Origin of the sequence: Paenibacillus sp. FSL P2-0322, from assembly GCF_037975315.1 — a bacterium.
GTDB classification, from domain to species: Bacteria; Bacillota; Bacilli; order Paenibacillales; family Paenibacillaceae; genus Paenibacillus; species Paenibacillus polymyxa_B.
In genome coordinates this window covers 1,278,830-1,291,166 of sequence record NZ_CP150243.1, presented here as the reverse complement: position 1 = coordinate 1,291,166, position 12,337 = coordinate 1,278,830, and the positions used below count along the sequence as shown (strand labels likewise).

Annotated in this window: 10 protein-coding genes; 1 reads left to right on the top strand and 9 read right to left on the bottom strand. The window is 41.4% G+C overall.

Annotation, left to right across the window (positions count from 1 at the left end):
* Positions 1-24: 24 nt before the first annotated feature.
* The 6 genes from chvE to MKY24_RS05805 all read right to left on the bottom strand — a co-directional run bounded on the left by chvE (position 25) and on the right by MKY24_RS05805 (position 6,773).
* On the bottom strand, positions 25-1,110 hold the full coding sequence (chvE, locus tag MKY24_RS05830; protein WP_025722459.1) for a multiple monosaccharide ABC transporter substrate-binding protein: 1,086 nt from the start codon (positions 1,108-1,110) through the stop codon (positions 25-27).
* 536 nt (positions 1,111-1,646) lie between these two features.
* Positions 1,647-3,428 carry a hypothetical protein gene (locus MKY24_RS05825; protein ID WP_202404133.1) on the bottom strand — a complete coding sequence of 594 codons (1,782 nt, stop codon included), beginning with the start codon at positions 3,426-3,428 and terminating at the stop codon, positions 1,647-1,649.
* The gene (locus MKY24_RS05820; protein ID WP_160789574.1) at positions 3,421-3,858 is read right to left on the bottom strand and encodes a hypothetical protein; all 438 of its coding nucleotides are present in this window, start codon (positions 3,856-3,858) and stop codon (positions 3,421-3,423) included. Before MKY24_RS05820 ends, MKY24_RS05825 begins: the two co-directional genes overlap by 8 nt.
* Positions 3,839-5,002: a hypothetical protein gene (locus tag MKY24_RS05815; RefSeq protein WP_202404132.1), complete on the bottom strand. Its 1,164-nt coding sequence runs from the start codon at positions 5,000-5,002 to the stop codon at positions 3,839-3,841. The genes MKY24_RS05820 and MKY24_RS05815 overlap by 20 nt, the downstream gene beginning before the upstream one ends.
* Before the next feature lie 828 nt (positions 5,003-5,830).
* Positions 5,831-6,157 carry a nucleoside triphosphate pyrophosphohydrolase gene (locus MKY24_RS05810; protein WP_339201584.1) on the bottom strand — a complete coding sequence of 109 codons (327 nt, stop codon included), beginning with the start codon at positions 6,155-6,157 and terminating at the stop codon, positions 5,831-5,833.
* 76 nt (positions 6,158-6,233) lie between these two features.
* Positions 6,234-6,773: a hypothetical protein gene (locus MKY24_RS05805; RefSeq protein ID WP_339201583.1), complete on the bottom strand. Its 540-nt coding sequence runs from the start codon at positions 6,771-6,773 to the stop codon at positions 6,234-6,236.
* A 452-nt stretch (positions 6,774-7,225) separates the two neighbouring features.
* On the opposite strand from MKY24_RS05805, the gene MKY24_RS05800 reads away from it, so the two are divergent.
* On the top strand, positions 7,226-7,573 hold the full coding sequence (locus MKY24_RS05800; protein WP_023987345.1) for a helix-turn-helix transcriptional regulator: 348 nt from the start codon (positions 7,226-7,228) through the stop codon (positions 7,571-7,573).
* A gap of 41 nt (positions 7,574-7,614) precedes the next feature.
* On the opposite strand, the gene hcp is transcribed toward MKY24_RS05800, so the two are convergent.
* The 3 genes from hcp to MKY24_RS05785 form a co-directional block, all read right to left on the bottom strand.
* Entirely contained in the window at positions 7,615-8,907 is a 1,293-nt protein-coding gene (hcp, locus tag MKY24_RS05795) for a hydroxylamine reductase (protein ID WP_220027187.1), read from the bottom strand.
* A 145-nt stretch (positions 8,908-9,052) separates the two neighbouring features.
* Positions 9,053-10,354: a response regulator gene (locus tag MKY24_RS05790; protein WP_339201581.1), complete on the bottom strand. Its 1,302-nt coding sequence runs from the start codon at positions 10,352-10,354 to the stop codon at positions 9,053-9,055.
* Complete coding sequence (locus tag MKY24_RS05785) at positions 10,305-12,302, bottom strand: sensor histidine kinase (protein ID WP_339201579.1); 1,998 nt, start codon at positions 12,300-12,302, stop codon at positions 10,305-10,307. The genes MKY24_RS05790 and MKY24_RS05785 overlap by 50 nt, the downstream gene beginning before the upstream one ends.
* Between the last annotated feature and the right edge of the window lie 35 nt (positions 12,303-12,337).

The window sequence follows — 12,337 nt, the reverse complement described above, 5'->3', positions numbered from 1 at the left end:
CTCCTTTCGGTTGGATTCTTACTCTTATTTCAATCCGATTTGCTCTTTGGTGTAATAGTGACTGCCGACAATATCCTTCTCCACATTCGTCCGATCCACCGAGATTGGATCAAGCAAGTAGGCAGGAATGACCTTTTTACCGTTGTTATAGGATTCGGTGTCATTCACTTCCGCTTGTTTACCCTGTAAAATGCTGTTGGCCATCACGACCGTTTGCTCAGCCAGCTTGCGAGTATCCTTAAATACAGTTTGTGTCTGCTCCCCAGCCACAATCGACTTGATGGAAGCCAGCTCTGCATCCTGCCCTGTAATGATCGGCAGCGGCTTGTTCGCTGATCCATATCCGACCCCTTTTAGGGATGAAATGATACCGATACTGATTCCGTCATAAGGGGATAGTACCGCGTCCAGATTAGCCCCCGAATAGTACGCACTCAGCAGGTTATCCATTCGCGACTGGGCCAATGCTCCATCCCACCGCAGTGTAGCGATCTGCGCCATCGTCATCTGCTTGCTGCGCACGACCAGTTTTCCGGAATCCACGTACGGTTTAAGTACAGACATCGCACCATTAAAGAAGAAATAAGCGTTATTGTCATCCGGTGAACCACCGAACAGCTCGATATTGAATGGGCCTTTGCCTTCCTTGAGTCCCAACTTTTTCTCAATATATGCCGCCTGTAGCACGCCCACCTTAAAATTATCGAAGGTCGCATAATACGTCAGATACGGTGTGTTGCGAATCAGCCGGTCGTAAGAAATGACCTGAATGCCTCGGTCGTGTGCCTTCTGAATCACATCCGTCAGCGTGTTTCCGTCGACCGAAGCGATCACCATAACATTGACACCCTTGGTGATCATATTTTCGATTTGGGAGATTTGGTTTTCCACCACGTCCTCGGCGTACTGTAAATCCGTTTTATAGCCTTGCTCCTGAAACAACCGGACCATATTCTCCCCGTCCCCTACCCAACGCTCGGACGATTTGGTCGGCATGGAAATGCCCACATAGCCTTTTTCCTTGCTGCCCGTTCCACTCTCCGCCAAATTACAGGCCGAAAGCATCAGGGCCAAAACCAGAAGCCATACGACAACAGCTCCTTTTTTCATATGAAGTTCCCCTTTCCTCATGTGATGCGGGTCAATTTGAAGGTAAGGATTTTGCAAAATCCTCAGGTCAGTGCTGATTAGAGTCGAAATGAGATAGCGCTTACATAAGTGAGGCAACGAGTACCTCTCCTTTTTTTATGTGCAAACACATGGTATCATTCCAGGCCGGGAAAGGTCTTTGCTGGTTTTGAACTTTTTTTATAAAATTTTAACCTTTGTGGTGGGGGAGGAGGGATTTAAGTTGGAATAAGGATCATCAGGATCGCACATATACCTTGAAAATGCAAAAAGACTTTGGCCTTTTTACGATTGGCAAAAGTCTCAATTTGTAGAATCATTAAAAACGGCTATCTAAAGAGTTACACTTTTTTGGAACTTATTCACAGAGGCTCATATTTCTTATTACCTATGCCTCAGTAACGAACCATACCTAAATAAATTATAAATTTAATTAAATGATTTGAGTTATTATTAGGCATCCCATTCCCCGTTAATACTTAAAGGCTTAGATAAATAGCTTTATTTTTATCAGAAACCTAAGTTTGGTCTTCCTCCGCATCTCCATTCATTTTTGAGGTGAAAAAAGGATTAAAACCTGTTTTAAATTCAGTAACTAAGTTCTCCGAATGGTCTGGTTTTAAATCCAATGTTTCATATTCCTCATCATCAAACATAAAAAGTTGTAATTTGTTTTTTCCGATACTTTCATATGCTTTAGATATTACTCTGCCTATAGCTTTTGAATTTGAATGATCAAATGGCTTAGATAAATGATCGATAACCAATATAGGGATTATTGGATATTTATTCTCCTCTATTAATATTTTCAAAAATCCGAAATAACCGCACAATTGAATTAGTGTATGCCTTGCCATACTTCCAATATAATAATTAACAGCCTTCTTTTCTTTTAATTCATTTTCATCAAATTCTGTTTTAATTATTGTGGGTTGCAATATATTACCTTTTTTTAGATATTGTATCTTGAAACCTTCTTGGTTGAAATCATCATCTACCACTGAAGAAATATCCTTTGCAGATTGATAAAGATCTGTAATAAACTTGGATAACCCCTCAATTTTTTTATTATCATCAGAATTTTGCAATACCCTTAATTCTTCACGTATTTCTTTGATTCTCTTTTTTTTCTGTTTTAGCTCATCTTCATAGGATCTAATATCTGCCGATAAATAATCTTCTATAATTATGATTGCCTTTGCCTTTTCTTCCATTGAAAATAGTTTGAATCGAGAATCGTTTCTTTTTATTTCCATTTTCACTTGTTCTCTTTGTTTCTTTAGTTCATTTATAGTACTGTCCCCGATTAGAAATTTACTAAACGATATTGTAGAATCAAGTTCAGAAATTAACTTTTGTAATGGAGAAACTAAATATTCAAAATCACTATTTTCTCCAAGTAGTGAATTCAGCTTCTCTAATAATAACTTTCTGTTTTGATTGTCTCTCTCAATTTGCTTATAATCAGAGATTCGGTTTTCATATATTTTAATTTGTTCAGAGATGTTGCTATACATTACTTCCAAGTCAGCAATATTCTTCTCTTTCTTGCTTAGAACAAGGTCATTCATGTTCTTTATTTCATTAAGTTTGATTTTTATATCTTCCGCATTTTTCCCAGAGTACCAAATTCCAGTTCCTAGTTTCTGAAGGTTCTTATTTATTTGTGCAAATATAAAATCATACCTTGCTGTTGCAGTTTCTAACTCCCTCACTTCAGATAATAGAGAATTCAATTCTTTTTGTAACTCATATATGCGCTCAAGATGTTTATTGAATATGAAATTTAATATAGGCGCCAGTTTTACCGAATATTTCACATCACTACATTTGTCAAAAAAATCATGAATCGCTCCTTGCCTTTTCTCACCAAGAAAATTAAACATTGTAAATGATCTATAGGTAAGTTCTTCCTCTGTAAAGTTTTTCAAATCTTTAAGGAGGTCAATATCTCTTGCAAAAATTTTATTTAGCCTTCCTTTATACTCCCTTAAATCTATAAAGGCTGTTTCCTCTTCATCTGAATAATAGAGATAATTTATATTAGGATTACTGGTTCTTGATATTTTAAAATTTAAACCATTATATTCAAACTGCATTGTTGCCTTTGCTAATGTTCCATTGTACCAAGGCTTTTTTCTAATATCTTCCGAGGACCCGAACATAAAATCAATAAAACTATAGAACTCAGTTTTTCCAGAACTATTTTTACCTTTGAAATAATTAATCCCTGGTTTAAACTCGTATATGAATTTACTATCATCAACACTACAAAGCTCTAAATTAATTATTTTAAACATTATTAGTGACCTCTTTCATAAATTGTCTTTCATTTATACCCTTACTGTATTCAATGGCTTTTTCGAGGAATTTGGTTTCTTTGAATATACTTTGACTATCAGATAAATTATCCTTAATCAATAACAAATCATTTTCTACAATAATAATCTTCCTAGTTTTCAATACATGGATTGCCTTAATAATAAACTCTACACTGTTACAGAATTCTAAATAGTCTCCAGAAAGGAGCGAAAGACATTTATAAATAATATCTTGAGTATTATTTCCGTTATAAACACTATTAGGGATAAAACGCTGTTTTTTAATTAAGTAGGCAAAAACTAATGTTTTAGTTATGCTTAATCTCCTATGCTTCCTAAGAATATCTAAAACTATTTCACAAAAAATACTAACCTGAATGGATTCAACTTCAATTTTCAGTTGTCTCATGTTTATCATCCTTCCAAGAAATTTGGATGTCTTCGATTCCTTCTTTTGTTAAAAATATTCCTGATCCAAAACGAACATGTTCATTTTGTGCATATGTGTTCCCTTGTTGTTTTGTTGCATTCAAACGATTAAATGGTGTATCATTTCCATTTTTTTGTAATTCAAATTTAACCATCTCAAAGTTCTCATGTGTTGTTTCTTCGATATTATCAATCTTACCGATCTTATTTAACTCCATATATTTAAAACGTAACTCCTTGTAATACTCACCGTATCCCAAATGCGTTTTAATTATAGGCTGTGGCAGTTCACAAGCAAGTAATTGCTTATATTCTCTAGATTTTGAGATACTTAAATCATTAAAATCAATAGAGTGAAGCTTTTTAAAATCCGAATATTGAGGGAGCGTTATTTCTTCCGTCATCCTACTGCAAATTTCTTCTACTAATGTCATGAATTTTTTATAGGTGAATATATAGGGTTTTTTACTATATATGCTATCCATGATTTGTACGGTAATATGCTGTAACAATTCCTTTATTCTTTGATAATAAACAACCTTATTTATACCAGCTTTTCTAAATAACTCTGAACAATTTTCATCTATTTTCTCATCAATATTTTCCATAGAAACAAATTCGTATTTTTCTTTAATAGATTCGTATACATTTTTGAATTCTTCTACTTCTTTGTATATTTTTTTAACCTTTGTAATAGTGGCCTTATTACTCTTATCCGAGTCTCTAATTGATTCAAAAAGTGTTTCCGCTGAATTACTAAACAATATATCTGTATTGTTATATTCAGCATCAGTAAACAACGTATATTTGGAAACCTTATATTCCGAAGATTCGAGTAAAATCCAATTGAGTAACACTTGTACTGCGGTACTTTGCGTGATAGTGGTTCTCTTAACTTGCATTGTTTCATTTGTTGAACTACCAACTATTTTATTCAAAAATTTTTCATCAAAATCATCTAGTTGTTGAGGTTTAATTTTCTTCATATTAATATCATCAATCGTTTCAAACTCAATTTGCATTCCTTCTTTAAGCTTTAACATATAATAAACAAATACTCGTATTTGATAAGAAAATCCGCTCAAACTATATATTCCACTGTTATCCAGTATGTATGGTTCCATAATTGCACCTCATATACTAATTATTTCGTTACATAAATACTTTTTTGAATCATAACAAATAATTACATCCCTCAAAACTACTTAGTCATTTGCAAATTTATAAATGATGTAAATATAATGGTCCATATGAACTACTACTTTCGACATAATTTTATATTCCTCCTGCTTTTCCCATTAATTTTAGTATCATTAAAAATATTCCTACAATTTCTTTAAATCCAAAAAACTTAAATAATAACAAAAAGAACCTCTGTAATTACTCCAGAGGCCCTCTCTACGGCTAATTGGGTTCATCTTAACAAACCGTCAACTCTACTCGATTCCCTTCCCTAATTATACACAATCCGCTCCACCATTTTCTTCAACGCCCGATTCTGCTCTTCACTCGTCTGCGACGCTCCAAAGTACTTGCTTCTGTTATTATGTCTTCTTCATACGATTCATGTGGCTTGTCCAGAACTCACTTTTGTTTCTTTAATTTCTGCGCTTAGACCTCAATTATCACCTGTGCATCATTATAACGATTACCATTCATTTCAATCTTCGCATATACTTGCTTCATTTAATATTACTTCCTGCTGTAACGAACCTTTTGCTGATGTTTACTACACTCTCTCAATCACAAACACAAATAATCTCTTTATTTTCTTTCCCCTGTATAATTCCATATTTCTCTTAAACATTTTGACGATGTAGTTGAATACATTTCCTTAAAAAATAGATTATCAATCCGAACTGCATTATAAAAGAAGTCATAATAAAATCCCGGAGGCATATCGTATCTCCGCGATAAGTCCATCCGCTAAATTATCCGTAATGAGCTTGACATTAAGCTTCATCGACATCAATTAAAAACACCCGCTCCTGGAATCCGCCCCGTGCCTCGGCTTTGTCTGCCCGTAGCTTGTCCAGTTCTGCTACATTCGCTCCATGTACTTCTGCCAGCGCTCGGATGACTTCCAGCATATCCGCCAGTTCTTCCAGCGCATCCTGATCTTTCTCCGCTTCAAAATATTCCTCGACTTCTTCACGAAGCTTTGTTCGCAATTCCTGCTTGTATTCCTCTGGTTCCAAGATACGTGTCCGACATTCCTTACCCTGAGACATAATGAGGTGCGGAATTCGATCCCGCACCAGTTTGTTGTATGTAGGCATATGAAATAACACCCTTTCTGATGTGGAAGTGTTAGCCAGCATCCAACATCTTCCTTTGCGTCATTATATCATTAGCTCAAAAAGAACCGGGTATTATTGATAAAAGATCTACCGATTCATTGAACGAATTTTCTTTATAAATAGATGGATACCGCTTAGACGGATCAGCTACGATCCGCTGTGATAGAGACTCTAGAATAGAGTCCGTTTTATAAAGCAACTTGTCTACTTCCCCCAGCTTCATCGGCTCTTTAGATACATCATCTTCACCCGAAACCAGATAATGTACCGTACCGATAAACAGCACCATATCTAAATTAGGCTCAGCCTCTGTGTGAATTAAAGGGAACAGGTCAGTCACGGATAAACGAATATACAATGGAATGATTTGGTTTCGATGAACATAAATGGCCTTAGCCATAGAAAACATCGCTTGATCACAAAGAATGAGGCAGTTGTGAAACTGATTATGGTCGCGCATCATCTGTGCAAGCTTGATCTGGTATTCGGCAAGCTTTTGAAAATCCATCATGCAATTGAATATGTAGGTATCGCTGTACTTAGGCAATTTGAAATCGGAATCACTATGTAGGGGACTTAAGGAGTAATGTTTCAAGGGGAATCAACTCCTGAATTAAAATTTCATAAACGAGGATTTTGCAAAAATCCCATAAGCGACTTCCAATGAACAAAATATAGATGGAAATAGTTTAGTTCGTCTATATCTTACACTTCGGAGCGACTGGTATCGAATTTTGCAAAATCCTGAAACAATGTGAGCAACATAGCACAATTATGTAACCATCAAGATGTATAATTTTCTAGCTACGGGACAAGCTTCATAATAAATATTACTATATAGTAGTTTTTAATTCAATTTACTTACTAACACTTATTAATTAGATGTAACTCTTTCTCTACACTTCTAACTAGAGGATTTTGCAAAATCCAATAAGCGACTTCCAATTAATAATATATAGATTGAGATGATCTCGTTCGTCTATATATTACATTTTGGAGCGATTGGAATCGAATTTTGTGAAATTCTTACTATAGAGAGGTGTAATCATGTCAGAACTTTTAGAATTAGTCGGTACACGTATTCGAGATATTCGAAAGTCTAAAGGGCTTTCCCAAGAAGCTTTAGCCGAAAAAGCAGGATTCAATTCGAGTTATATTGGTTTCATTGAGCGTGCGGAGAGAAATATATCTTTGAAAAATCTGGAGAAAATAGCGAAGGCATTGAACGTGGGCGTCTATCAGTTGCTTACATATGTGAAGGACAATGATGAGCTTACCGAAGAAGATTCGAGTATAAAAACCATTTTGACTCTCCTAAGAACTCGTGAATCCAAAGATACTGAGCTGGCATTAAAGATTCTTACGGACATCTTTATAAGAATCGATGAACGATGAAACAAAAAAGGAACTGCGCTTTGCAGTTCCCCACCAACCCCTTACGACAACGCCAACATCGCTTTCATATCTTCCTCTGCGGTAGTAATTAGTTTCAAGCCAAACATCTCCACCAGTACATCCAGTACGCCAGAAGAAATGAACTCAGGCGGCTTCGGCCCAATGCGAATATCTTGGATGCCAAGGCTGAACAAGCCCAGCAGGATGGCGACCGCTTTTTGCTCAAACCAGGACAGAACAATGCTGACAGGCAGTTCGTTCACCGTACAGCCGAAAGCATCCGCTAATGCCAGAGCGATTTTAACAGTAGAACCGGAATTGTTGCATTGCCCCAAATCAATATAACGCGGAATGCCGGTATCTCCAACGGTGCCATAATCCACGTCATTAAAACGGAATTTACCACAGGACGTGGTCAGAATGACTGTATCATTCGGCAAGGATGTAGCCAGCTCGCGATAATAGTTGCCGCCTTTGCCCGGTGCGTCGCAGCCTGCAATGACGAAGAAACGACGGATATGCCCGTCTTTAACTGCCTGAATAATCTCAGGAGCCAGCCCGATAACCGTCTCGTGATGGTATCCTGTCGTAAGCACCTGCTCAGACTCTACATCTGCGGCTGGCAGTGCTAAAGCACGCTCGATCAATGGAGAGAAATCGTCGTCCATGATCTTGGCTACTCCCTCCAGCCCGGCTACTTCATAAGAGAAGAAGCGGTCTGCATACGTGCCTTTAATCGGCATAACACAGTTCGTCGTAGCCAGAATGGCGCCCGGGAACTCTTCGAACAGTCTGCGTTGATCGTACCAGGCTTTACCGATATTCCCTTTGAGATGTGCATATTTCTTCAATGCCGGATAACCGTGGGCAGGCAGCATTTCTGAGTGGGTATAGATGTTGATGCCTTTACCCTCCGTCTGCCGCAGCAATTCCTCCAGCGCATACAAATTATGTCCGGTCACGACGATGCATTGGCCTTCGATTTTATTTTGGCTGACCGTAATCGGCTGCGGAATGCCAAAACGATCCGTATGCGCACGATCCAGCACATCCATGATCCGTACAGCCGCATTTCCGACCTTCATCGCCATTTCCAAATGCTCTTGTACATTAAAGTTAGAATTGGTTAAGGTCATATATAACGCTTCATGCGTGATCCGATCTACCTCAGGATCGCTATATCCCAACTGACGAGCATGTGTCGCATAGGCAGCAATCCCTTTTAATGCAAAAATCATCGTATCCTGCAAGCTCGCTACCGTCTCATCCTTCCCGCACACCCCAACTACTTTACACCCGCCACTCGGCGTCTGTTCACACTGATAACAAAACATATCGTTTTCCTCCAAATATTGATAGATATTTGTTCGTTATCCCCAGCGTAACAAACCCCTGAATGCGTAGGTGTGATTACACACACATTTTTTCTTACAGTTTATTATTAGACAGTGTGAGACTCATCCCCCATTCCAATCCTTCCTACTCTACCGTGCTTTCTTGAATTCCACCGCCTTTACGATACTGCACAGGGGACACGCCCATAGTCTTTTTAAAAGCGGTGCTAAAATAGTGCTGACTGTCGTAACCCGTACGTTCTGCTATATCATAGATAGACAACGTCGTGGAATCCAGCAGCTGCACTGCTTTACGGATACGGGCACGCGTGACGAGGGTCACGAAACTGTCGTTGAGCTCCTTTTTGAGCACACGGCTGAGATATACGGCGGATACTTGTAGCCGCGAAGCAAGGGCTTCCAGCGTTAATTCCCGATCGGCGTAACCTTCCTGAATGAGCTGCCGGGCCCGACGTACGATGGGAGACAGCTGCGATTCGCCATACACTCGATCCCGACTCACCCGGTACGCGTCAATTGCACCTTCTAGTCCACCCGCGTTGGACTCCACATGCGTATGAACCGCTATATTCAGGTAGCGTCCAATCGCCTGCTCCATGGAAGTGCCTATCGTCTCGGGTGCCTCCTGCCACAGGCATATGCCGATCAGCCCGTTCGCATCGCGGAACAACACATGCGGTCGGTCCTCCAGCAGTTCGCCAATAATATTTTCAGCGGCAAAAAGAAACAACTGGCGGTCATTCTCACGCATAATCGTCTGCCGTGCCTCTGCCGCAGGCCACCGTACGACACCGATCTGAGCAGGCGGTCGCGATGGAAGCCGTAAAAACGCCAACTGTTCCATGATGTCTTTTCCCGTGTGTTGCCCTTCCATCCATTCCAGGCAAAAACGCTGGCGCAGCAGCGGAATATTCCGTTCAATCTGTCCGGCGGCTTGTTCTACATAGGCGGCACGCTTATGCTCTTCGTCCATTCGCTGACGAAGCCGCAACAGCGCAGCATGAAGCTGATCCGCATCTACCGGCTTCAAAATATAATCCTCTACGCCAAGTCGGACAGCCTCCTGCGCATAAGCAAATTCATCATGCCCGGAAATGATCAGGCAACGGCATTCCGGATGTTCTTCCCGCAGCCGCCGAATCAGTTCAATGCCGTCCATGAACGGCATATTCATATCGACCAGCACGATGTCGATATGAAGCTGACCCACCAGCTCCAGCGCTTCTTCTCCGTCCTCCGCCTCTGCTGCAACCTCCATGCCCAGAGCCGCCCAGTCTATGCAATCTCGTATCCCCTCTCGGATGATCGGCTCATCATCTGCGATCAATACTTGGTAACGTTTTGCCGTCCCTATGGTCACTTCCGTTATGGCCTGGTCAATCAGACTCACCGTTGTCGAGTTGTCTGTGGCCTGTGATTTCGTCATCCTGACCCTCTCCTTTTTCATAAGGCTTCTTCAGTTGCGCCATATCCAGCAGCAACGGTTGAGTGATCGTAACGCAGGTACCTGTCCCTTCTTTGCTCTCCAGTACAATTCCATATTCCTCGCCAAAAGACAACCGGATACGCGCTTGTACATTCAGCATGCCATAGCTTCTGCCATGGGTACTAACTCCCTTTTGCTTCTGCTTTCCTTCCATCGCCTCCAGGGGTATTTCCAGCCATTCACGCAGTTCACGCAGCCGGTCCGTCGTCATCCCTGCGCCATCGTCACGTACCGTCAGCAGCAGCTTGTCGCCCTCGGCTTTAGCTTCTACCCAAATCGTGCCTGGACCACGTCTAGCCTTGATGCCGTGATAAATCGCATTTTCCACTACAGGCTGAAGCATTAACTTCAACACGAACAGATCCTTTAGCTCGTCGGGTACATTCAATTCCCAGCGAAGTCGGTCACGATAGCGGGTTTGCTGGATTTGCATATAGCTCGATATATGCTCAATCTCGGAGCGCAGCGGAATAAAGTCATCCCCCTTGCTCAGCCCGAGACGGAACAATCTCGATAGCGCCCCCACCATGTCGGACACGTCGTCTGCTCCATTTTTTCGAGCCATCCAGTGAATGGTATCTAGCGTATTGTATAAAAAATGCGGCTTAATATGCTCCTGAAGGCTGCGCAGCTCGGCATCCCGCTTTTGCCGTTCCCTCAGTTCGCTAAGTGACATGAGACGGCGAATTTGCTCCAGCATCCGGTTAAAACTCCGCCCCAGCATCCCAACTTCATCCCCACGGTCACTCCATTGGCGAACTGTAAGATCTCCTGTCTCTGCTGCCCGCATATAGGACATCAGCCGGAAAATCGGCTGCGCAATGGAACTCGACAATCGCAAGGATGCCGTTAAGCCAAATAGACATACAATAAAAACAAAACAGACGACATAGAACTTAATTTGCCGAACTTCCAGTGTAGATTCGCGTGCCGGGAATACCCCCACTGTTCTCCAGCCCGTGAATTCGGAAGCCCTGAACATGAACAGCAATTCTCTGCCCCCAGCTTCACGGGTAAACATCCCGCTGTCACCTGCCCCGAACCATTGCGACGGAATGCGCTCAATCAAAGGCATATCCGGCCTGTACACGCTGCGCCCCTCAGCGTCTGTCACCATTAAATACCCGCTTTTGCCCAGGGTTACATCTCTGGCAGCCTGCGACACAGCCCGTAGCTTGAGGTCAATCATAATCACGCCTAACACGTGTCCGGTTTCCGGATCCGTAACCGAACGAACGACGGAGACAATTTCGCTGTCCTTGTACCGGACATGAGTAGTCACATTACGGTGGCTCGGCTGTCCTAGCACAGTGAATATGCCTGCATGCTGCGCCGCCTGTTGGTACCAGCCTTCTTCCGTCAGGCTACGCGTGCTTCGAGCATACATTTCATTGCTGATATAGTCGCCTTTTTCGTTTACGATCAGAATCCCTGCAATCTCAGGATATAACGTAGTATATCCCTGCAAAAATTGCTTCATTTCATATAGCGTATCCTGCTCCTGTACAGAACTTAATGCCTGCTTGGAGCTGAGAGCCTGATTTTGCACCGAGTTCTGTGTCCGCTCCCCCTGGTTTTCCGGCGTTACTATACTCGCATGACCCGCGTGGCCGTCTGCCAGCGTCCGCCCTTTCCAGAACTCCCCGATATCGGGGTTAAAAGCAATCAGATACGTCATGTTTTGCAAATTTTCCATTTTGGTGTCCAGTGCTTCGTTTACCTTGCCAATCAATTGCATCGTATGGTCTTCCACCTGCCGCTCAATAATCCGTTCCACCGTCCAATTGACCAGCAGACCTAATCCCAGCGAAGGCACAATGCCAAACAACAGGAACAGCAGCATGAGCTGATAGCGTAAAGGCATATTGCGCAAGCGTAAGCGAGGCATCGTTTGGTGCACCCTTAAGTGGATACGCTTCCAAA